At 72.3% G+C, this 21,842-nt stretch carries 21 protein-coding genes; 10 read left to right on the forward strand and 11 right to left on the reverse strand.

Translation table 11 applies throughout. The features are described 5' to 3' along the window. The first annotated feature begins 16 nt into the window (after positions 1–16). The gene (locus DBP14_RS22855; RefSeq protein WP_129309017.1) at positions 17–622 is read left to right on the forward strand and encodes a phage tail protein; all 606 of its coding nucleotides are present in this window, start codon (positions 17–19) and stop codon (positions 620–622) included. Continuing rightward, positions 619–2,271 (forward strand): zinc ribbon domain-containing protein, encoded by a 1,653-nt coding sequence (locus DBP14_RS22860; RefSeq protein WP_129309018.1) that lies wholly within the window; start codon positions 619–621, stop codon positions 2,269–2,271. The genes DBP14_RS22855 and DBP14_RS22860 overlap by 4 nt, the downstream gene beginning before the upstream one ends. 30 nt (positions 2,272–2,301) lie before the next feature. On the opposite strand, the gene DBP14_RS22865 is transcribed toward DBP14_RS22860, so the two are convergent. Beyond that, positions 2,302–3,789, reverse strand: a complete 1,488-nt coding sequence (locus DBP14_RS22865; protein WP_129309019.1) for a hypothetical protein — start codon at positions 3,787–3,789, stop codon at positions 2,302–2,304. Positions 3,790–4,054: 265 nt separating this feature from the next. On the opposite strand from DBP14_RS22865, the gene DBP14_RS22870 reads away from it, so the two are divergent. Continuing rightward, positions 4,055–4,474: a hypothetical protein gene (locus DBP14_RS22870; protein WP_129309020.1), complete on the forward strand. Its 420-nt coding sequence runs from the start codon at positions 4,055–4,057 to the stop codon at positions 4,472–4,474. 105 nt (positions 4,475–4,579) lie between these two features. Beyond that, positions 4,580–5,458 carry a fused MFS/spermidine synthase gene (locus DBP14_RS22875; RefSeq protein ID WP_129309021.1) on the forward strand — a complete coding sequence of 293 codons (879 nt, stop codon included), beginning with the start codon at positions 4,580–4,582 and terminating at the stop codon, positions 5,456–5,458. A gap of 37 nt (positions 5,459–5,495) precedes the next feature. Here the strand turns inward: DBP14_RS22875 and DBP14_RS22880 are convergent, their stop codons facing one another. Further along, positions 5,496–6,011, reverse strand: a complete 516-nt coding sequence (locus DBP14_RS22880; protein WP_129309022.1) for a hypothetical protein — start codon at positions 6,009–6,011, stop codon at positions 5,496–5,498. A gap of 130 nt (positions 6,012–6,141) precedes the next feature. On the opposite strand from DBP14_RS22880, the gene DBP14_RS22885 reads away from it, so the two are divergent. The 3 genes from DBP14_RS22885 (at position 6,142) to DBP14_RS22895 (ending at position 9,824) form a co-directional block, all read left to right on the forward strand. After that, a complete protein-coding gene (locus DBP14_RS22885; protein WP_129309023.1) occupies positions 6,142–6,849 on the forward strand; it encodes a response regulator transcription factor in 708 nt (235 codons plus the stop codon). After that, positions 6,846–8,243: a HAMP domain-containing sensor histidine kinase gene (locus DBP14_RS22890; protein WP_129309024.1), complete on the forward strand. Its 1,398-nt coding sequence runs from the start codon at positions 6,846–6,848 to the stop codon at positions 8,241–8,243. The genes DBP14_RS22885 and DBP14_RS22890 overlap by 4 nt, the downstream gene beginning before the upstream one ends. 138 nt (positions 8,244–8,381) lie before the next feature. After that, a complete protein-coding gene (locus tag DBP14_RS22895) occupies positions 8,382–9,824 on the forward strand; it encodes a cellulose binding domain-containing protein (RefSeq protein ID WP_129309025.1) in 1,443 nt (480 codons plus the stop codon). 101 nt (positions 9,825–9,925) lie between these two features. Here DBP14_RS22895 and DBP14_RS22900 read toward each other — a convergent pair whose 3' ends face one another. From DBP14_RS22900 to DBP14_RS22950, 9 genes are all read right to left on the reverse strand, one after another. Continuing rightward, entirely contained in the window at positions 9,926–11,353 is a 1,428-nt protein-coding gene (locus DBP14_RS22900) for a GH1 family beta-glucosidase (protein ID WP_129309026.1), read from the reverse strand. Positions 11,354–11,476: 123 nt separating this feature from the next. Next, on the reverse strand, positions 11,477–12,370 hold the full coding sequence (locus DBP14_RS22905) for a carbohydrate ABC transporter permease (RefSeq protein WP_129309027.1): 894 nt from the start codon (positions 12,368–12,370) through the stop codon (positions 11,477–11,479). After that, the gene (locus DBP14_RS22910; protein ID WP_129309028.1) at positions 12,367–13,392 is read right to left on the reverse strand and encodes a sugar ABC transporter permease; all 1,026 of its coding nucleotides are present in this window, start codon (positions 13,390–13,392) and stop codon (positions 12,367–12,369) included. Before DBP14_RS22910 ends, DBP14_RS22905 begins: the two co-directional genes overlap by 4 nt. Next, positions 13,389–14,711, reverse strand: a complete 1,323-nt coding sequence (locus DBP14_RS22915) for an ABC transporter substrate-binding protein (RefSeq protein ID WP_129309029.1) — start codon at positions 14,709–14,711, stop codon at positions 13,389–13,391. Before DBP14_RS22915 ends, DBP14_RS22910 begins: the two co-directional genes overlap by 4 nt. 679 nt (positions 14,712–15,390) lie before the next feature. Continuing rightward, positions 15,391–16,512 (reverse strand): ATP-grasp peptide maturase system methyltransferase, encoded by a 1,122-nt coding sequence (gene tgmC, locus DBP14_RS22925; protein ID WP_129309031.1) that lies wholly within the window; start codon positions 16,510–16,512, stop codon positions 15,391–15,393. After that, positions 16,505–17,491 carry an ATP-grasp ribosomal peptide maturase gene (gene tgmB / locus DBP14_RS22930; protein ID WP_129309032.1) on the reverse strand — a complete coding sequence of 329 codons (987 nt, stop codon included), beginning with the start codon at positions 17,489–17,491 and terminating at the stop codon, positions 16,505–16,507. The genes tgmC and tgmB overlap by 8 nt, the downstream gene beginning before the upstream one ends. Before the next feature lie 11 nt (positions 17,492–17,502). After that, positions 17,503–17,775, reverse strand: a complete 273-nt coding sequence (gene tgmA, locus DBP14_RS22935; protein WP_241741008.1) for a putative ATP-grasp-modified RiPP — start codon at positions 17,773–17,775, stop codon at positions 17,503–17,505. Positions 17,776–18,443: 668 nt separating this feature from the next. Beyond that, entirely contained in the window at positions 18,444–18,719 is a 276-nt protein-coding gene (locus DBP14_RS22945; protein ID WP_129309033.1) for a hypothetical protein, read from the reverse strand. Further along, positions 18,716–18,967, reverse strand: a complete 252-nt coding sequence (locus DBP14_RS22950) for a hypothetical protein (protein WP_129309034.1) — start codon at positions 18,965–18,967, stop codon at positions 18,716–18,718. Before DBP14_RS22950 ends, DBP14_RS22945 begins: the two co-directional genes overlap by 4 nt. 145 nt (positions 18,968–19,112) lie before the next feature. Here DBP14_RS22950 and DBP14_RS22955 point away from each other — a divergent pair, with 145 nt between their 5' ends. The 3 genes from DBP14_RS22955 (at position 19,113) to DBP14_RS22965 (ending at position 21,771) form a co-directional block, all read left to right on the forward strand. Then, complete coding sequence (locus DBP14_RS22955) at positions 19,113–19,943, forward strand: helix-turn-helix transcriptional regulator (RefSeq protein ID WP_129309035.1); 831 nt, start codon at positions 19,113–19,115, stop codon at positions 19,941–19,943. Beyond that, positions 19,940–20,206 (forward strand): DUF397 domain-containing protein, encoded by a 267-nt coding sequence (locus tag DBP14_RS22960; RefSeq protein WP_129309036.1) that lies wholly within the window; start codon positions 19,940–19,942, stop codon positions 20,204–20,206. The genes DBP14_RS22955 and DBP14_RS22960 overlap by 4 nt, the downstream gene beginning before the upstream one ends. Positions 20,207–20,715: 509 nt before the next feature. After that, positions 20,716–21,771: a LacI family DNA-binding transcriptional regulator gene (locus DBP14_RS22965; RefSeq protein WP_129309037.1), complete on the forward strand. Its 1,056-nt coding sequence runs from the start codon at positions 20,716–20,718 to the stop codon at positions 21,769–21,771. The last annotated feature ends 71 nt before the right edge of the window (positions 21,772–21,842 follow it).

Raw genomic sequence — 21,842 nt, forward strand, 5'->3', positions numbered from 1 at the left:
CCGGGGGGTGGCACGGATGAGGGGCGCGATCGACGGGCTCGGTTCGTCCGCGCCCATCGGCCCGATGCTGCCGGCCGTGTTCGCCGACGACGACCTCGCACAGCGGTTCGTCGGCGGCCTCGACGACACCGTCGCGCCGATCCTCAACGTGCTCGACTGCGTCGACGCCTACTTCACGCCGTCGCTCGCACCACTCGACTTCACCCAGTACCTCGGGGCGTGGATCGGCGCCGAGACCGACGGCAGCGAACCGGAGGACAGGCTGCGCGCCGCCGTGGCCGCCGCCGCCCGTCTCCACCGGGTCCGCGGCACCCGGCGCGGACTCGCCGAGGCGGTGCGGCTCGCCTTCGGCGTCGAACCGGAGATCACGGAGAGCGGGGCCGCCGACTGGAGCGGCCGTCCGCTCGGCCCCGTCCCCGGCGAGACGCGGCCCAGGCTGCACGTGCACATCCGGCTGCCCCACCCCACCCGTGCGGACGAACACCGCCTGGACACCCTCGTGTCCGCCGCCCGCCCCGCCCACATGCCGTACACGGTCCAGGTGACCCGGGCCGCGGGGCGGGTTCGTCCCGCGCCCGCAGGGTCGCCGGACGAACCCGCCGAAAGGACCCAGGAGAGATGACGACCACCCAGAACTGCGCCGAGTGCGGCACCCGCGCGGAGCCTGGCCAGTCGTTCTGCGACGCCTGCGGTGCCGTACTGAGCTGGGCGGGGGCCTCCGGCGGTTCGGCCGGGCATACGGGGGCTTCCGGCGCCGCGACCGGTGGTACCGCTTCGGGCGCGGGAGCCACGGTTCCCGCCGCCGCAGGCGACGCCGGCGGCCCCGGCCGGGGCGCTCACGCGCGGACCGACGGGGGTGCGGGTCCCGCCACCCGCGCGGCGTACGACGGGCCCGGTGCCGCCGCCGCAGCGGGGTCGGCGGCCGTCCCGGGCTCCGGCTCCGCCGCGCGGTCGGTGCCGCAGCGGACCCCGGGCGTGGGGCCCGTACCGGGCGCCGCCTCAGGTACGGCGCCTACGGGCTCCGGCCGCCGGGATCCCGCCGCCGATACGGCCGACGCCGGCGGGGCCGGCGGGGCAGACGAGACCGGCGGGGCGGGCCGAACGGGCGGGACGGGCTACGCCCCCGACGCGGACCTGCGCGACCGCCCGAACACGGTCCCGGGCGCGGCCCCCCTGGGCGGCCCGCGCTCGGTCGAGGACACCGCCCCCACGGAACCGATACCGCACGCGGGTCCCGTGCCGGGCTCGGGTCCGGTACCGCACGCAGGGTCGATGCCGGCACCCGGTCCCGTACCGGACTTCGGCTCGGCACCGGACGCCGAACCGGGTGGCCCGAACCCGCCCCTGGCCGCTCAGGGGGCCGGCGGCGACGACCTGAACGACCGTGCCCGGCAGTTGCTGGTCCCGGTCCAGGACCCGGAGCCCCGGCCCGCCGCCACCCCGTCCGTCGTCCCCGTACTGCCCGGCCGTCCCACACCCCAGCGCCCCCAGTCGGTGCGCGCCCCCGGCGAGGAACTCGGCATCGGCGGCGGTGTCGCCTGCCCTTGGTGCGCCACGCCCAACCGGCCCGACCGCCACTACTGCACCCGGTGTGCGATGCCGATGGCCGGCGGTTCCGAGCCACCGTCGCCGCGCCCCTGGTGGCGGCGGCTGCTCGACGGACGGCGCGGCGAGACCCCGTGGGCGGGCGACCGGCCGCGGCTGCGCCGCACCTTCGGGCGGATCCTGAGCTGGGCCGGCTACGCGATCGTCCTGGCCGCACTGATCGTCGCCGCCGTCAATCTGCCGAAGGGCATCCAGGCGACCAAGGACCACTTCGCCAAGCGCTCCGAGGTCACGCCGGACGCCATCAGCGCGTCCAGGACCTTCCCGGGCCACAAACCGCTGCTGGTCATCGACAAGAAGAGCAACACGTGGTGGGGGCCGGGCATCACGGGGCCCGGCGAAGGCCAGTGGATCGAGGCGAAGTTCGACCAGCCGACCAGGCTGCTCGACCTGCTCATCACCCCGGGCGTGTCCGCGCACGCCGACAAGAACACCACGTCGGCGCTCCCGCACCGCGTCAAGGCGACGATCACCCGGGACGACGGCACGGTCGTCGACCGGGAGATCACCCTGGACCAGAGTTCGGGCGCGCAACCAGTCCAGTTCCGTGTCGGCGAGGTCACCAAGGTCCGCTTCACCATCGAGTCGTCGTTCCTGACGTCGTCGAAGAAGCAGGTCGCCATCGCGGAGATCGAGTTCTTCGGCCCGAGCGGCAACACGTCCTGACGGGCCGGAACCGATAGCTGAGGGGGTGGGTCAGGTCCGCACCCCGCGCGGCAGCGAGGCGTGCCGCTCCAGGAATTCCGAGACGCCGGAGGCCCGTCGGTGCGGCAGGAGCACCCGGGCCGTGCCCGCCAGCATCGTCTGGATGCGGGAGGACTGGACCTGGTCCAGGAGCGAGAGGACGCGCAGGGCCGCCGTCGCCGACTCGTCGGGGCGGCCGTCGCGGGCCAGGTCGTCGGCGAGTTCGGCGGTGTAGAGGGCGATGTTCCGGGTGAAGTGCGGGTTCTGGAGGGCGGTGGCCCGGCGGGCGTGGCGGGTCGCGCGGCGCCAGTCGCCGAGGGTGGACCAGCACTGCGCCTGCAGTCCCTCCAGTTCGGCCTCCCCGTAGAAGCTCATCCACTCGGGGTCGGCGTCGCAGTGGCCCCGGTCGAACAGGGCCCGCGCGCGGGCGAGGGCCTGCTCGCAGCCGGTGCGGTCGGCGAGCCCCGCCCAGCCGCCGGCCTCGCGCAGGGCGAGCAGGGACATCAGGCGGGCGGAGCCCACGGGGCGGCCCACGCGCTGGGCGGCCTGCGCGGCGCGGACCGCCTCCCGGGGCCGGCCGGCGTCCCGGGCGAGGAACGCGGTGTTGCAGAAGGCGTGCGCCTCCAGCGCCGGGTCGCCGGTGACCCGGGCGGTGGCCAGGGCCTCGGCGTAGTGCGAGCGGGCGTCGTCGAAGCGGCCCGAGTCGTGGGCCAGCCAGCCGACGGAGATGGCGAGTTCACCGGCGCCCGAGTGCAGCCGCTCCGCGGTCGTCTGCCGGGTCGCGCCGGCGTCCAGGAGCGCGTAGGCGGCGCGCAGGGGCGCCGCCGCGCGCTGGTACAGGCCGTCCGCGCCGTGCCGGTCGTCGAGCAGCCGGATGCGGCGGACGGCCTCCTCCAGAGCGGAGGCCTCACCGGTACCGGCGCGCCGCGGGGGCCGGACGGCCGCCGCGGCGTCGGTGGCGAACCCGAGCGGGCCCAGAGTGGCGGCGGCGACGGTGGCGCCGGTGCCGGACATGAATGCGCGACGCAGCACGTCGCTCTCCTCGTGGTTCAGGTGGTCGTTCTCGTACGGCTCGTGCGGGTCGTACGGCTCGTGCGGTTCGCCGTACGGCTCGTACGGCTCATACGGCTCGCACGCCCCCCACGTCTCAAGCGGGCCCGGTGACCTCGGCGGGGGCACGACCGGGTCGTCCGGCGCCGGACGTGCCGCGCGTCCGCGGACGGACGAGCGCGGCGCGAACCCGAGGTCGGTGAGCGTGCGGCCGGGGAACATGTGCAGGAACACCCGTTCGTAGGCGTAGTTGGGGCAGCGGATCTCACCCGCCTCGACCCTGCCGACGTAGCGCGCGTCGCAGCTGACCCGCTCACCGATCTCGCAGGCGGCGCGCCGTACCAGCGCGGCGAACTCCGCCGGTGAACGGTGGCCGCGCAACCGCCGGAAGGCGAAGTTGGGCCGGGGTGGCTGGTCGGGCTGTGACGAGGTCTCGGTTGACAGCGCCATGGCCGGGTCCTCTCGTGCGAACCGTCGAACCATGCCGGAGCCGGGGCGGATTCGGACGAGTTGCCCGCAAGACGCCCTGGTTCCGGCGGGCAAGAACGTACCTGCTGTACCGGACCCGCTACGCGGTGTTTGGCTACAAACCGGATATCTCATCCACGATCTGCCATGAACTGCCATCCTTTGCGGCGCACTTCCGCCGTAGCCGTTGACGCGCTCGCGCGTTGGACTCCATGGACCGCAACAAGGCAGTGTGGTGGAGGCCGGCATGGAGACCAGCCAGAGCAACGATCCTTGTATGTCGTTGTCGTGGGCGCGTGGGACGGGGGCGCCCGGCGGCCCGCCGCTGTGCGACCTGGTGACGGTGCCGACCCGGCAGGGTCTCGAGGCGGTCGACATCCTGCGCCGCGGCATCGGGGAGACCGTCGGGCCCGTGCTGCACGACGACGGCTGCGACACCCTCGGCTTCCTGGTGCCGGCCGGTACGGCCGCCGGCTGGGACGTGCCCGGCAGCACCTGCACCAGGACCGACGGGCGCGGACTGCGGCTGGACCCCGAACCCCCGGTCGAGGGCTCCGACTGGCTGCTGCCGCCCGGCGGCGCCCACCCCGCCACCGACCCCGCGGTGCTGCGCCGGGCCCTCGGCGAGGCGGCCCGCATGATCGAGGCCGCGGACAGCTGCCGCTGAGGTCCGGCACGCACGGCCGAGGTCCGGCACGTGTCGTTCACCGCCCCGCTCGTACCGCCGAGGTCCCGCACGGCGCGCCTCCCCGGTGCCTGCGAAAATGGTCCGATGGGCAGGTCCAGGAACACCCGGCGCGGCGCGGCGGCCGCCGAGGCCGTGGCGGAAGAGGTCGACGGCGGACTCGCGCAACTCATACCCGACCGGGACCGCCCCCGGGCCTGGACGCTGCTGATCGACGGCGCGCCGCAGTCGCACGTCGACCTCGACGACCCGGCGCACCTGTCCTTCGAGTACCAGCGCCGCCTCGGCCATGTCATCGACCTCGCCGCCCCGCCCGGCAGACCGCTGCGGGCCCTGCACCTGGGCGGCGGCGCCTTCACCCTCGCCCGGTATGTGGCCGCCACCCGGCCCCGCTCCACCCAGCAGGTCGTCGAGCGGGACGCGGCCCTCGTCCAGCTGGTCCGCCGCGCCCTTCCGTTGGACCCGGGCGCCCGCATCCGGGTGCGGACGGCCGACGCCCGCGAGGGCCTGGCCAAGGTGCCGGACGGCTGGGCCGACCTGGTCGTCGCCGACGTCTTCAGCGGCGCCCGGACCCCCGCCCACCTCACCTCCACCGAGTTCCTCGACGAGGTCCGCCGGACCCTCGCCCCCGGCGGTCTCTACGCCGCCAACCTCGCCGACGGCCCGCCGCTCGCCCATCTGCGCGGCCAGATCGCCACCGCCGCCGCCCGCTTCACCGACCTCGCGCTGATCGCGGACGCGCCCGTACTGCGCGGCAAACGCTTCGGCAACGCGATCCTCGTCGCCGCCGACCGGCCCCTCCCGCTCGCCGACCTCACCCGACGGGCCGCCTCCGACCCCCACCCCGGCCGGCTCGAACACGGCAGGCCCCTCATCGACTTCACCGGCGGCGCGACCCCCGTCACGGACGCCGCGGCCACGGCCTCCCCGGCCCCACCGGCGTCCGTCTTCCGCGACGCGCGGTGAACGGGATGAGCGCGGTGAACGCGTTGCCCCGGAGCGGTCAGTAGGTGCCCACGTCCACGTGCGGCGGGCCGTCGTGCCAGTCGCAGAAGACCGACACCCGGTCCGCGCCCCGGCTGAACTCCACCCGGATCCAGGTCTCCGTCTTCCACACCTGCATCGACCAGCCCGTCCCCGGCGTCGCCGAGACGAGGGTGGCGTCCGCCGACGCCAGCGCGAAGACGACATGGCCGCCGTCGGTGTCGTACGCCTTGACCCGGCCGGACGCCGACGCCGAGGGAGAGGGGGAGTGCGACGGCCGGTGGCTCGGCGGCGCGGACGTGCGCGAGGTGGGGGAGGGAGCGGGCGAACCGCTGTGCGACGGCGGTGGGGGCGGCGGCGGTGACGAGGGCGCCCCGGAGCGCTGCGCCGACACCTCGGCCGCGGTGATGGGCAGGGCGCGCGGCGGGTCGTACGCCGTGCCGGTCATCACCGTGTGGACACCCCACCACGACAGCGTGACCGCCGCGCCCGTCGCGAGCAGCCAGGCCAGTACGTGAACGAGTCCTCTGCGCATCGTCGGGCCATACTGCCCCACCTGTCCCACGGGTGTCCCGCGTCCCGTCGATGAGGGAGAGGTTTTCCACAACCGCCGAGTTGTCCACAGGCCCGGATGCGGCTCGCGCGGATGGCGTACGGTGCGGCGCATGGCAAGTGTGCTCGTGGTCGAGGACGACCAGTTCGTACGCTCGGCGCTCATCCGGCACCTGACCGACGCCTCGCACACCGTGCGCAGCGTCGGTACGGCACTGGAGGCGCTGCGCGAGGTCGCCCATCTCCGTTTCGACGTCGTCATCCTGGACCTCGGACTGCCCGACCTGGACGGCTCCGAGGCCCTGAAGATGCTGCGCGGCATCACCGACGTGCCGGTCATCATCGCCACCGCGCGCGACGACGAGTCGGAGGTCGTCCGGCTGCTGAACGCGGGCGCGGACGACTACCTGACCAAGCCGTTCTCCGTCGAGCACCTGTCCGCGCGCATCGCCGCCGTGCTGCGCCGGGCCCGGTCCGGCGGCGGCGAGGCCCCGCCCTCGCCCGTGCTGCGCGTCGGCGGCCTGACCGTCGACCCGCTGCGCCGGCAGGCCGACCTGGACGGCGCGCGACTGGACCTGACCCGCCGCGAGTTCGACCTGCTCGCCTTCCTCGCCGGCCGCCCCGGCGTCGTCGTCCCGCGCAAGGAACTCCTCGCCGAGGTGTGGCAGCAGTCCTACGGCGACGACCAGACCATCGACGTCCATCTGTCCTGGCTGCGCCGCAAGCTGGGGGAGACCGCCGCCCGGCCCCGCTACCTGCACACCCTCCGGGGTGTCGGGGTGAAGCTGGAGCCGCCCGCACCGGGGGAGCCGCCACGATGAGATGGGCCCTGGTCAAGGTCTGCCTGGCGGTCACCACGATGGTCGTGGTCGCCTTCGCCGTCCCGCTCGGACTCGTGGTCAAGGAGATGGCCCGCGACCGCGCCTTCTCCAATGCCGAGCGGGAGGCCGCAGCCGTCGCCCCCGCGCTGTCCATCACCACCGACCGGGACAAACTGGAGCGGGTCGTCGCCTCCGCCGGCGCAGGTTCCGGGATGGCCGTCCACCTGCCCGCCGACGGCTCCGGACCGGCCGTCGACATCGGCCGGCAGCGCGCCGCCGGCCGTGACGTGACCGCCGTACGGAACATGGGCCGCGCCTCCACCACCTCGGTCAGCGGCGGCTTCACCCTGCTGCAGCCGGTCGCGCTCGGCTCCGGCGCGATCGCCGTCGTCGAGGTGTACGTGCCCGAGTCCGAGGTGAGCAACGGCGTCGGCACGGCGTGGGCGGTGCTCGCCGCCGTCGGCCTGGCGCTGATCGTCGGCTCGGTCGCCGTCGCCGACCGGCTCGGGGTGCGCATGGTGCGGCCCGCGCGGCGGCTGGTCGAGGGCGCCCACGAACTGGGGGAGGGCCGGCTCGGGGCCAGGGTCCCGGAGGACGGTCCGACCGAACTCAGACTGGCGGCGGTCGCGTTCAACTCCATGGCCGACCAGGTCGTGCAGCTCCTCGCCAACGAGCGGGAACTGGCCGCCGACCTCTCGCACCGGCTGCGCACCCCGCTGACGGTGCTCCGGCTGAACGCGGCCTCCCTCGGCGCCGGTCCCGCCGCCGAGCAGACCAGGGCGGCCGTCGCCCAGCTGGAGCGGGAGGTCGACACGATCATCCGGACCGCGCGCGACGCCAAGCCGCAGACCGTGGCGGCCGGCGCCGGAGCCGGCTGCGACGCCGCCGAAGTGGTCCGCGAACGCATGAAGTTCTGGTCGGCGCTCGCCGAGGACGAGGGCCGCACGTGGCGGGTGGCCGGTGTGGACCGTCCGGTGCGCATACCCGTGGCCCGCGCCGACCTGGCCGCCTCCCTCGACGCCCTGCTCGGCAACGTGTTCCGGCACACCGCCGAGGGCACCGCCTTCGCCGTCGACGTGCACAACGGCGAGGACGCGGTGATCGTGCTGGTCTCCGACGCGGGCCCCGGCATACCCGACCCCGAGGCGGCGATGGCCCGCGGGCGCGGATCCGGCAGCGACGGCTCGACCGGCCTCGGCCTGGACATCGTGCGCCGCCTCGCCGAATCCACCGGCGGGGACGTCCGCATCGGCTCCTCGGTGCTGGGCGGGACCGAGGTGCGGATCTGGTTCCAGCTCGACGGACGGCGCCCGGCGCGCCTCGGACACCGCGTCCGCAGACGCCGTACGGGCAAACTGGTCTCTACCTTTAACCGCCCCCGATCCCTTCCTTAAGCGCACCCTAAGGACGCCAACCGCCGTCCGCATCAAGCCGATTGTCCGATTCCGTATCGCTAACGTGCTGCCGCACCCCACAGGGCTGTGACATCCCCTGTTACCCCCCTCCAGTGAGCAGTGAAGGCAGGCACGCGCATGAGCACGCACCGGCGCAGGATCAGCGGCAGGAACAAGGCGATAGGCGGCGTGGTCGCCGCGGCGGTGGTCGGCGGCGGCGCCCTCCTGCTCACCGGGACCGCCAACGCGGCCGGGGTGAACGCCGCGTACACGAAGACCAGCAGCTGGTCGACCGGCTACACCGCGCAGTACGTCGTCACCAACAACAGCGGCCAGGCCGAGAAGGACTGGACGCTGGAGTTCGACCTGCCGGCCGGCACCAAGCTCAGCTCGCTGTGGAACGGCGAGTCGAGCGTCAGCGGCCAGCACGTCACCGTCAAGCCCGCCACGTGGGACACCGCCGGCCTCGCCCCCGGCAAGTCCGTCACCGTCGGCTTCGTCGTCAGCGGCACCGGCGACCCGGCCCACTGCCTCGTCGACGACACCAAGTGCTCCGCGGACGACGGCCCCACCCCCGAACCGAGCGGCCGCCCCACCGACGCCCCGACGCCCACCCCGACCCCCAGCCACAGCGCGACCCCCACCCCCACGCCCTCCCACAGCACCGGCACGGGGACCGGCACCACCTCCTCGGCCGGCTTCTCCCCCTACGTCGACACCTCCCTCTACCCGGCGTTCGACCTGCTCGGCTCCGCCGACGCCACCGGCGTGAAGAACTACAACCTCGCCTTCATCACCGACGGCGGCGGCTGCACCCCCAAGTGGGGCGGCGTGACCGACCTGAACAGCGACGGCGTGGCCTCCCAGATCGGCGCCCTGCGCGCCAAGGGCGGTGACGTCCGCGTCTCCTTCGGCGGTGCCTCCGGCTCCGAACTGGGCACCACCTGCTCCTCCGCCGACCAGCTCGCCGCGGCCTACGGCAAGGTCATCGACGCCTACAAGCTGACCAAGGTCGACTTCGACATCGAGGGCGGCGCGCTGCCCAACACCGCCGCCAACACGCGCCGCGCCCAGGCCATCGCCAAGCTCCAGGCGCAGCACCCCGGCCTGGACGTCTCTTTCACCCTCCCCGTGATGCCCCAGGGCCTCACCCAGGACGGCGTCAACCTGCTGTCCAACGCCAAGGCGAACGGTGTGAAGACGAGCGCCGTCAACATCATGGCCATGGACTACGGCGCCTCCTTCAACGGCGACATGGGCGACTACGCCATCCAGGCCGCCACCGCCACCCAGGCCCAGGTCAAGAGCGTGCTCGGGCTGTCCGACAGCGCCGCCTGGAAGGCGGTCGCGGTCACCCCGATGATCGGCGTCAACGACGTCTCCGCCGAGGTCTTCAAGGTCGACGACGCCACCCAGCTGGTGAACTTCGCCAAGTCCAAGGGCCTCGGCTGGCTGGCCATGTGGTCCGCGACCCGCGACAAGGCCTGCGCCGGCGGCACCAAGCCCACCGCCGACGCCACGTGCAGCTCCATCAACCAGGACAAGTTCGCCTTCTCCAAGGCGTTCGGAGCCTTCAACTGAGCTGAAGGACACAGCAGACGGGGCGCGGCACTCCCCTAGGGTGCCGCGCCCCGCCCCCCCGTTCGGGCGCCCGTCAGGCGGCGCAGGTCAGGCCGTGCCCCTCAGGCCGTCTCCACCGCGGGCAGCACCCCGGTGCGGGCGGCCCCGGAGTACCAGCGGGCGCTCGACTTGGGCGTCCGCTCCAGCGTCGCGTAGTCCACGTAGACCGCGCCGAACCGCTTGTCGTAGCCGTACGCCCACTCGAAGTTGTCCATCAGAGACCACAGGTAGTAGCCCCGCACGTCGGCGCCGTCCGTGATGGCCCGGCGGACGGCCGCGAGGTGGCCGTGCAGATAGGCGATGCGCTCGGGGTCGTGGACCTGGCCGTCGGCGTCCGGCTTGTCGTCGTAGGCGGCGCCGTTCTCGGTGATGTAGAGGGGCAGACCCGGAGCCTCCCGGGTGTAGCGCATGATCAGCTCGTGCAGGCCCGACGGGTCGATCGTCCAGCCCATCTCCGTGCGCTCACCCGGCGTCTGGTGGAACAGCACGTCGTCGGCGCCGGGCCACGGGGAGTGCTCGCTGGCGCCGTGCCCGTCCGCGCGCGGGCCGGTCAGCCGCTCCGAGGCCGCCGAGACGAGCGCCGGGGTGTAGTAGTTCAGGCCCAGCGCGTCCAGCGGCACGTGGATGGTGTCCAGGTCGCCGTCCCTCACGTACGACCAGTCGGTGAGCTGGGCCGTCGCGGCGAGCAGCGACTCGGGGTACGCCCCGTGCAGCATCGGGCCGTGGAAGACGCCGTTGGCCAGGTCGTCGATCCGGCGGGCCGCCGCCAGGTCGGCCGGCTCCTGCGAAAGGGGCCGTACGACCGAGGAGTTGAGGCTGACCGCCACCTGGTTGCGGGCCGGCATCACCGACCGCAGGGCCGTCGCGCCCAGTCCGTGCGCCAGGTTGAGGTGGTGGGCGGCGCGCAGGGTGGCGGCCGGTTCGGTGCGGCCGGGGGCGTGCACACCGGAGCCGTAGCCCAGGAAGGCGCTGCACCAGGGCTCGTTGAGGGTGATCCAGTTCTCCACCCGGTCGCCGAGGGCCTCGCCGACGATCTGCGCGTACTCGGCGAACCGCAGGGCGGTGTCCCGCTCCGGCCAGCCGCCCGCGTCCTCCAGTTCCTGCGGCAGGTCCCAGTGGTAGAGGGTGACGGCCGGCTTGATGCCGTGGGCGAGCAGCTCGTCCACCAGCCGGCGGTAGAAGTCGAGGCCCACCTGGACCGCCGGGCCCCGGCCGGTCGGCTGCACCCGGGACCAGGACACGGAGAAGCGGTAGGCGTTCAGGCCCAGGTCCGCCATCAGCGCCACGTCGTCGCGGTAGCGGTGGTAGTGGTCGACGGCGACGTCACCGGTCTGGCCGCCGGCGGTCTTGCCGGGCGTATGGCTGAAGGTGTCCCAGATCGAGGGGGTACGGCCGTCCTCCCGCACCGCCCCCTCGATCTGGTACGCGGAGGTCGCCGCGCCCCAGAGAAAGGCGGGAGGGAAGGTCACGGGGGTAACGGGCTCAGGCATGGAAGCGCTCCCATTGGGGGTCGTGAAGACCGACGAGAAGAAGAAGGGGGTGAGGTGGGGGAGGGGGAAGGGGGCCGGAGCGGTGGTGGACCGGCGGCCCCTGAGGTCGTCGTACCGGGCCGGTCAGCCCTTGATCGCGCCCTGCATGATCCCGCCCACGATCTGCTTGCCGAACAGCAGGAAGGCGATCAGCAGCGGCAGCGTGCCGAGCAGCGCGCCCGCCATGATCACCGCCTGGTCCGGGACGTAGCCGGTGCCGAGGGCGTTGAGGGCCACCTGCACGGTCGGGTTCTGCTGGTTCAGGGCGATGATCGGCCACAGGAAGTCGTTCCAGGCGAACACGAACGTCAGCAGGCCCAGCACGGCCATCGCGGGCCGCGCCGCCGGGAACACCACGTGCCAGACGACGCGCAGGCTGCTCGCCCCGTCCACCCGGGCCGCCTCGATCAGCTCCGTCGGCAGCGCCTGCACCAGGTACTGCCGCATGAAGAACGTGCCGAACGCGGTCACCAGACTCGGCAGGATCACCGTCTGCAGCTGGTTGGACCAGCCCAGGTCGGACATCCACAGGTACAGCGGCACGACGGCCAGCTGCGGCGGGATCATCATCGTGCCGATCGTCAGCAGCAGCAGGAGTCCGGAGAACCTGAACCGCAGCTTGGCGAAGGCGAACCCGGCCAGCGTGGAGAACAGCACCGTGCTGACGGTGATCGTGCCGGCGACGATCACCGAGTTCAGCATCGCCGTGCCGAGACCGGCCTGGTCCCAGGCGGCCTGGAGGTTCTTGAACAGGTTGCCGCCGAACCACAGCGGCGGCGGGGTCTCGGCGAGCCGCCGGTCGGTGCGCGAGGCGGCGATCGCCGTCCACACCAGCGGGGCCAGCGACACCAGCGCGAACACGGTCAGCACGACGTACGTCACCGGGCCGGCGTGCAGCTGCTTGCCCGCGCCCGTCGCCCGGCGCCGCCCGGGCTTCTCCGTCGCCGCCTTGGGCAGGGTGAGTTCACTGGTGGTCATTGGGACTTCCTCAGCCGTCGGGTGAGCAGCAGATTGACCGCGGCGATGATCAGCAGGAGCAGGAACATCGTCCAGGCGATCGCGGACGCCTTGCCGAGGTTGCCGATGACCCAGCCCTGGTCGTACATGTACAGACCGAGCGTCTGGTACTGGTGCTCGGAGCCGCCCTTGGACCCGCTCACCCCGCCGAACAGCAGCGGTTCACCGAACAGCTGCGTGGCGCCGATGGTGGAGACGACGACCGTGAACAGGATCGTCGGCCGCAGCTGCGGGATCGTCACGTGCCGGAACTGCTGCCAGCGGTTGGCGCCGTCGATCGCCGCCGACTCGTACAGGTCGGCCGGGATCGCCTGCATCGCCGCCAGGTAGATCAGCGCGTTGTAGCCGGTCCACCGCCAGATCACGATGGACGACACCGCGAACTGCGAACCCCAGTCCGACTCACGCCAGTTGACCGGGTCCACGCCGAAGAAGTGGAGCACCCAGTTGACCATGCCGCCGTCCCACGAGTACAGCAGCGTGAACACCAGGGTCGCGGCCGCCACCGAGGTGGCGTACGGCGTCAGCATCACCACGCGCCACGCGGTGGAGCCCCGCAGCTTGTAGTTCAGCAGATGGGCGAGCCCCAGCGCCGCGAGCAACTGCGGCACGGTCGAGATCAGTCCGATGGTGAACGTGTTCTTCAGGGCGTTCCAGAAGAAGTCCGAGGACAGCAGGCGCTGGTAGTTGCCCAGCCCCGCCCATGTCTGGTGGTCCAGCGAGGACAGCTGCACGTCGTGCAGCGAGTACCAGGCCGTGTAGAGCAGCGGGATCAGCGAGAAGGCGCCGAAGAGGATGAAGAAGGGGGCCACGAACGCGTACGGCGCGGCCTTCATGTCCCAGCGGTACAGCCGGCGGCGCCACGAGTCGTCGCCCGCCGGAGCACCAGGACCGTGAGCGCCCCGGGCCGCGCCCGGCGGGGTGCCGGGCGCGGAGTCGGCGCTCGTCGCGGGGCGCGCGAGAGCCTGCTTGGAGCTGGTCACTGGCCGAGCACGTCCTTGATCTCGTTCTTCGCGGCGTCCCAGCCCTGCGAGGGCGACTTGCCCTTCTGCTCGACCTGGAGGATGCCGACGTCCGTCAGGGCGGAGTTGATCGGCTGGTCCTTGGTGCCGAAGTACTGCACCGGGATGGTCTTGGCCGAGGCGGCGAAGATCTGGGTGATCGGCGCGTTCGAGAAGTACGCCGTGGTGTCCGCGGCCGGCTTCAGGCTCGCGTACGCCGACGGGGTCGACGGGAAGCTGGCCTGCTTGGCGAAGACCTTGGCCTGCTGGGCCGGCGCGGTCAGCCACTTGGCCAGGGCGATGGCCTCCTTCTGGTGCTTGCCCGCCTTCGGCACACCGATGAACGAGCCGCCCCAGTTGGCCGCGGTCGGCGCCGCCGCCACGTCCCAGTTGCCCTTGCCCGAGTCACCGGACTTCTGCTCGATGTAGCCGATCATCCAGGCCGGGCAGGCCACGGTGGCGAACTTGGCGTTGGCGAAGCCCTGGTCCCACGGCTTGTCGAACTGCTTTAGCTTGGCCGACATGTCACTGGTGGCCACGCTCATCGCGACGTCCCAGGCCTTCTTCACGCCGGAGGACTTGTCCCAGATGACGTTGCCGTCCTTGTCGTAGTACCGCTCGCTGCCGCCACCGAGGGCCGCGTTGTAGACGGAGGAGGCCGAGTCCACGAACTTGGTGCCGTCGGGCGCCTTCTTCATGTACTGCTTGCCGACGTCGACGTACTTCGCCCAGTCGCCCTTCCACTCCTTGGCGAGCGTCTCCCGGTCGGTGGGCAGCCCGGCCTTCTTGAACAGGTCCTTGCGGTAGCAGATGGCCATCGGGCCGACGTCGGTGCCGAGCCCGATGAGCTTGCCGTCCTTGGTGGTGGCCTGGGCGTTCTTCCAGTCCAGCCACTGGGACTTGTCGACCTCCTTGCCGAGGTCGACGAACTTGTCCGCCTGCGTCTGCACGGCCTCGGTGATGTTGCCGACCTCGATGGCCTGGATGTCGTCCGTGCCGGAGCCGGCCTGGAGGCGGGTGAGGACCTTGGGCCAGTAGACGTCGGTACGGGTGGTGACGTTCTCCTTGATGTTGATGTCCGGGTGGAGCTTCATGTACTCGTCGTAGAGGCCGGACTGCTTGTAGCCGAAGACGCCGAAGGTCCCGACGGTCAGCGTGATCTTGCCCTTGCCGTTGCCGCCCGAGGCGTCCGACGAGCCGTCGTCCGAGTCGTTGGCGCAGCCGGCCAGCAGCCCCGTGGCCAGAGCGGCCACGGCCGTGAAGGCCACCAGCCGGTGGGACCGGCGGATGCTCGTGCGCATTGCGTCCTCCTGTTGCCTGACGTGCCGACCCCCCGGCCAACTGCGTGGAATTGGGCCCGTTCGTGCTGGCTGCGGCTCGGGCGGGGAACGTGCGGGTTGTGTATGTGCCAGGGTCTGTGGGAGCGCTCCCACAAGTGATGTGTTGAAGAGTCGCCGGTCCGGGACGGGGTGTCAAGGGAGGGAACGCGGCGATATCTCTTCGAGACTTTTCCTCGCGCGGCCTCCGGCTCGGGTGTCCGGCACCGACTCTGCCCGCTCGGGGCGGGGTGGGGTAAGGGGCGTTCACGGGCTCGTGCCGACTCGTCGCTGATAGGGCTTCCCGCCCGATGGAGTACGGTCCGCATGACCAGGTGGAGCGCGACGTGCCAAGGGTGCCGTTCCAGCAGCTCGCGGGGATCTTGCGCGCACGCGTGAAGCGGGGCGACTCGAGACCAGACCCGACCGCGCCATGCCCAGCAAGAACACCCTCGCCGACGCGTACGGGCTGTCCCGCCACCACCGTCCGCCGCGCGATCGCCGCACTCACCGAGGAAGGACTCGTCTACGCCGTATCAGGGCGTGGGACGTGCGTCGTCGGGCAGCCACCCGGAGCGCCGGCCCCGGACGCGTGAGGAAGCCCCGCCCGTCCGCCACGGGGGAACGACGGACAGACGGGGCGGCATTGGATGTCAGCCCACGGTCACACCCAGGTGAGGCGTTGCCCGTCGGGGCCTACGTACAGCCGCATACGGTCGGCAGGCGGGCGCCCGTCCGCCTGCCACTGCGTGACGCGCCTGGTGATGTCGTCCCACAGACGCGCCGTGCCACCCTGCCGGACCATCCACCGCGCGCCGTCGCGGAAGACGACCGCCCACGCGTCGGCGTCCACGTCGATCACGACGTGTTCCGTCCGGCCGTCCCGTTCCAGCGTGAACCGCTGTGCGCGGGGCGCGGCGAACTGCGCGACGAACCGGGCCGTCCAGTCGTCGAGCGCATCCGCGCCCAGTTCGGCGGGCGCCGCGTCGCCCTCGCCGAGGTTCGGCAGGACACCCAGCGGGGGCGGGAGGTGGGGACGGGCCAGCATGAACGAGACCTGTCCGCCGAGAACCGGGCCGCTCGCCGTGCCGTCGTCGGCGACCGTGAGCCGGACGAGTTCGGACGCGTGCATCCAGCCGCCGACCGTGACCAGGACCTCACCGCCGGGCCGGGTCTGCGCGAGCCAGTCGGCCGGCACCGTGAGCACGCCGCACGTAGCGATCACGCGGTCATACGGGCCGCCCTCTTTGTAGCCGGCCAGTCCGTCACCGACCACGCGGGCAGGCCAATACCCTGCGCCCGAGAGGGCCATTCCGGCGCGGGCGGACACCTCCGGGTCGACCTCGACCGTGGTCACGTTGTCCTCGCCGACGACATGGCACAGCAGCGCGGTGGAGTAGCCCGTGCCCGTGCCGATCTCCAGCACGCGCGTCCCCTCGGTCGCCCGCAGGTCTTCGAGCATCCGCACGACCAGACTCGGCAGGGTGGACGACGACGAGGGGGCGGCGGAGACGCGTCCCTCGACCTGGTCGGGGAAGACGCCCCCGGCCACCTGTGTCACGAGGGTGTCGTCTTCGTAGATCCGGGCGAGTCCGTCCGGGCCGTCCCCGGACTCCGGGCGGTACCAGCCGCCCTCTTCGTACTCGAACCAGCCGTGCGCGAGGAACGCCTCGCGGGGTACCGACATGACGGCCGCTTCCCATTCGGGGCCGCGCAGGATGCCGGACCTGGACAGACGCCGCGCGAGGACGGCCCGTAGACGTTCCGACGGCAGGGGGTCACTCATGCTGACTCGCTCCGTTCTCCAACAGGTCTGCGATTGCGTGTGTGATCGGCAGTCCGGCCGCGTCTTCGAGCCACGCCCATTGGCCGTTGGGGTTGCACTCCAGAAACCACCATTCGCCGTCGCCGGTCACGGCGAAGTCGAACGCGCCGAAGTTCAGTCCGAAGGCGGCCAGGAACCGCAGCAGCGCCCCGTGTATCTCCTCCGGGCAGGCGACCGGCTCATAGACGAGGCTCTGGTACTCGGCCCGCCAGTCCACGACTCCGGGCGGCGCGGTGATCCGGGCGCTGAACACCCGCTCGCCGACGACGACGGCCCGCACGTCCGCCGCCTTGGGCACCTGCGCTTGGAACAGGTGCGCGCTGCGGCTCACCGCGCTGTCGATCTCGCCCGCCTCGACCGGGGCGGCCCAGATGCCGGCGGGCTCGCCCCCGACCTCGTACGCCCCCGCGTGCAACGGCTTGTAGATCGTGGGGTGGCCGGCGCAGAACGCCTTGGCCTCCCCCGGGTCGTTCGTGATGAGGGTGGCCGGGACCGTGAGCCCGACCCGGGTTGCCACGTCGAGCTGCGCGGGCTTGTACTCCGTCCGCGCGATGGCCTGCGGGTGGCTCAGGTACAGGCACCCCGGCAGCGCGCCCAGCACGCCGCCCAGGCCGCGCCGGTTCTCCTGCGCGGCGAACCGGGCCGCCTGTTCGCCGCTCCTCGTCGGGTAGGGACTCGGCCGACGGTGGTACAGGGCGCGTACGGCGGACAGGTCGGCCGTGCGTTCCCCGACCGTCAGCCGGCCACCCCATCCTTCCCCAGACCCCGTCCGGGAGGTGTCCCCAGCCCCCACATGCGCGGCGAGAGCCACGCGCGCGGGGAAGTCGCGCCCCGGATCGAACCGGAGGACGGGCACCCGGCGCCGGTTCAGTTCCGCGATGACCAGATCAGCGGTCGCGTCCTCGTACTCCGTGCAGACCAGCACCGGGCGCCCGTTCATGGCGCTACCCCCTAATCCTGTGTCGCGTCGTGGCCGGAGTCGGCATCCACCTTGCCGTCCTTCCCGACCTGCGTGGGCGGGTAGGTGTTCACGCTCGTACCGTGCTTGCCGAGTTCGGCCGGCGTCATCGCTCCGCCCTCCCCGACCCATCGGCCGGTCTGGGTGGCCGGGTCGATGCCCGCGTACCGCCATGGCGAGGGAGCACCGTTGCGCAGCGGTGTCATACGGCGCAGCCCCCATGGGGCCGGCGTGGTGCTCTCCGTAATTGCGAGGCTCGTCTGCAAGTCTCCTCCTTGGTCGCTTCCTACGGTGGTGTCGTCGTGCGGACCCCACCCCGGCCGGCGCTCGACCTGTCCAAGGGTTGCGGGCGGATGATCCAGCCGGGGCGGGGGTGGTGCCCGCCCCTACCGGGGGTGGTGTGGGAAAACCGTGAACAGGTCATCCCCGGCAGGGGCGGAGTCTTCACAGGTAGAGCTGTCGTTTGCAGCCCCGGCAGTACGTCTTGTCGTCGCGCTTCTCGGTCTGCCGGTGCTCGCACGCCATGGTCTTTGTCTCGGTCATCGCGCCTTCCCGGCGGACAGGCTCAGGGGGTACGGGTCCCGCTCGCGGCGCGGTTGCCGGTGACGGCCGCCGGAACCGCCCCCGGGCAACGCGTGCGGCGGGGGCACGTGGGCGGGAACGGCGAGAGCACCGGACCGCACGGCGCGGTCGCGCCTGTCCCGGTCGTGTGTCTGCGTTCGCACCATGTGGTCAAGCTCCGCCATACACGGGCCGCAGGCGTACACGTCGCCCGTCGCCCCGGGCGTGGCCACGGAGCCGACCCACAGCACGGCCACGCCCTCACGGCGGCAGTACAGCCAGCACGCCCCCGTCAGCCACGCGTTCCCGTCGCCGACCTGTGCGACCAGGGGCCACGCGTCACGCCACGGGCGCTCTGAGGACGGGGCGAACATCACGCCGTACCCCCGTCCGCTTCCACCGGTTCGGCCAGTTCCGCCGGGGGCCGCATCACCGCGTAGTCGCCGAAGTTCCTGCGGTAGTGCCGGTGCCCGGTCTCCTGCGTGTGCTTGCGCTGCCACTCCTCGACCGGCCCCGGGCCGCTCTGCGTGCCGGACTCGGCCCCGCACTCGGATTCGTCGCCGGCCACGCAGCGCGCTTCGTATTCCGGCTCTGCCGTCTGGTCCTGCTCGATGGTGAACGGGATATAGCGGAACACGCGCAAGATCACCGTGCCGCCCCCTGCTGCTCGCCCGCGTTCGCCCGAAGCGCGGCGGCCAAGGCGCGTGCCGTGGCCACGTTGCAGCGCCCCAAGTCGATCAACGCGAGCGGCGCAGACCCGGCGCACGAAACGGCGTCGAGCCCGAGGGAGGGCAGTCGCACCCCCGTCGACTTGAGCGCGTCGCGCAGTTCGTCGCGCGCCCGTTCGGCGTCTCTGACCTTGTCCGTGGCCGTCTGCTGACTGCCTGCCGTCGTCATGTCTGCCACTCCGTACACCGTTGGTCGCTCGTCCCTCATGCGGGGCGAGTACTTACGTTGTGTAGTCCCAGCATCACCGGCGCGACGTACTCTCAACAGGTCAAAAGGGTTTCCAAACCACATGGAAAGAAGGGGAGTTGAACGCATGTCCGAACCATCACCCGACCTGATTGGTGAGCCCGCGAACGGCCTTGAGTGGTTCGGACGTGAGGTGGAGGCGGCGCTGGCTCACAAAGGCGCCAGCCAGCGCCAACTGGCCGACGCCACGGGCTACAAGGAGCCGTACGTATCCAAGGTCAAGAACGGCAAGGCGCTGCCGTCGACTCACTTCGCCGAATGGTGTGACCGGTTCTTCAACACGTCCGGCTACTTCGCCCGCCTGCTGGTCCGGGTCAGCGAGCGCGGACACCCCGGCTGGTTCGTGCCGTACATCAACCTGGAGAAGCAGGCCAGCCGGATCGAGGACTACTCCAACGCCCTGATCATGGGCATCTTGCAGACGTGGGAGTACGCGGAAGCGACGTTCCGGGCCACGCACCCGCGGGAGGCCGACGACCAGATCAAGGCCAGGGTCGAGGCCAGGCTGGCCCGTCGAGCGGTCATGGAGCGCGACGCACCGCCCCTGCTCTGGGTGATCCTGCACGAATCGACGCTGCGCACAGTGGTGGGCAGCCGGGCCGTCATGGCCGACCAGCTCCGCCACCTTGCCTCAGAGGGGGGAAACCCCCACATCACGCTTCAGGTTCTTCGCTTCGACGCGGGTGCCCCCGCGTCGTCCCTACCGTTTAACCTGCTGACATCAGACGATGGGGCGACAGTCCTGTACTCGGAGAGCAGGGGGCAGGGGCACGTGACGGACTCCGCCACGGCGGTGGACACGGCGCGCACGGCGTACGAGCGTCTGCGGGCGTCGGCTCGCGACCCCGAGGAGTCCCTTGCTCTGATTCGAGAGATCGCGGAGGAGTACGCCAGATGAGCAGCACGCACGGCCCCCGGCCCCTGCGGTGGGTCAAGAGCACGTACAGCGGTGGCGAAGGCGGCAACTGCATCGAGTGGGCGTGGGTCAAGAGCACGTACAGCGGTGGCGAAGGTGGCCAGTGCATCGAGTGGGCGCCGGAGCACGCGGCGGCCACGGGTGAGTTCCTGGTCCGTGACAGCAAGGACCCGAACGGCCCGCACCTGGCCCTGACCCGTGGGGGGTTCGCCGGGCTCGTGGAGTTCGCCAAGCAGCACGGATGACCCGCGCCCCCACCAGCCCTGAGTAACCCGGCCCTCGCCACGCGGCGGGGGCCGGTGCCTATCGGTACCGAGGGGCGTGATCCGCGCGCCTGCCTACCTCGGTCGCTCGTCGGCGCCGAGGGGGTGACCAAGACGAGTTGGCACAGACGCAGCATGGTTGACCCGCGCGTTTCCGTCTGCCAATACCGAGGGGTCGCGCAAGATGGTGAGAAACGGGAAACGTCGCGTGCCGGGACACAAGTTCGACAGACGTGGTCTGTTCGCCTGCACGCGCGGTCCGGGAGCTCTGCTGGGCACCGCCGGGCGAGGCGGGTTGCCGGTACCCAGCGGGGCGCGTAGAGGTGGGACCGGGTCGCGCGGGTCCGGCGGGCGAGCGCGCGAGACCGGGCTTCGGGCCGGGCGTGGGGCCCGGCTCCCGTACGGGGCAGCCCTCGCACCGGCCGGGGCTGTTAGATTCCAGGCCAGCCGGGATGCAGGTGCCGGTGTTGGTGTCGAGGGAGGCGGAACCCATGGCAAGCCACGGGGTGCGGGGCCGGAGCGGGGGGCGGCCGACGCTCGAAGAGGTCGCCGCCCGTGCCGGGGTCGGCCGGGGCACGGTCTCGCGGGTGATCAACGGCTCGCCCCGGGTCAGCGACGCGACCCGCGCGGCCGTCGAGGCGGCCGTCGAGGAACTCGGCTACGTCCCGAACACCGCCGCCCGCGCCCTCGCCGCCAACCGCACCGACGCCATCGCCCTGGTCGTCCCCGAGCCGGAGACCCGGTTCTTCGCGGAACCGTACTTCTCGGACATGCTGCGCGGCGTCGGCGCCGGACTGTCCGACACCGAGATGCAGCTGCTGCTGATCTTCGCGGGCAGCGACCGGGAGCGGCAGCGGCTGGCCCAGTACCTGGCAGCGCACCGCGTCGACGGCGTCCTGCTGGTCTCGGTCCACGCCGACGACCCGCTCCCCGACATGCTGGCCCAGCTGGAGATCCCGGCGGTCATCAGCGGCCCCCGCTCGGGCGGGGAGACGCTCACGTCGGTCGACTCCGACAACTACGGCGGCGGCCGGTCGGCGGTGGAGCACCTGCTGAGCCGGGGCCGGCGCACGGTCGCGCACATCACCGGGCGCCTCGACGTGTACGGTGCCCAGCGCCGCGTCGACGGCTACCGCGACGCCCTGCGGGACGCCGGCCACCGGGTCGACGAACAGCTCATCGAGCAGGGGGACTTCACCGAGGAGGGCGGCCGCCGCGCGATGACCACCCTGCTGGAGCGCCACCCCGGCCTGGACGCGGTCTTCGCCGGCTCCGACGTGATGGCGGCGGGCGCCCGCCAGGTGCTGCGCGAGCGCGGCCGCCGCATCCCGGACGACGTCGCCCTCGTCGGCTACGACGACTCCGCCATCGCCCGCCACATGGACCCGCCCCTCACCAGCGTCCGTCAGCCCATCGAAGAAATGGGCCGCGCGATGATCGACCTCCTCCTCGCCGAGGTCGCCGACCGCCGCCCGGCGGCCTCGCGCGGCTTGGAGCGCCGGCACGCGGTGCTGCCCACGGAACTGGTACCACGGGCGTCGTCGTAGAGGGTGCGCTACTCGCGGTGGCAGCGGGCCCGGACGAGGACCCTGCCTTCCCCGACTGCCGAAACGGACGT

It is taken from the genome of Streptomyces sp. L2, from assembly GCF_004124325.1.
Lineage (GTDB): Bacteria > Actinomycetota > Actinomycetes > Streptomycetales > Streptomycetaceae > Streptomyces.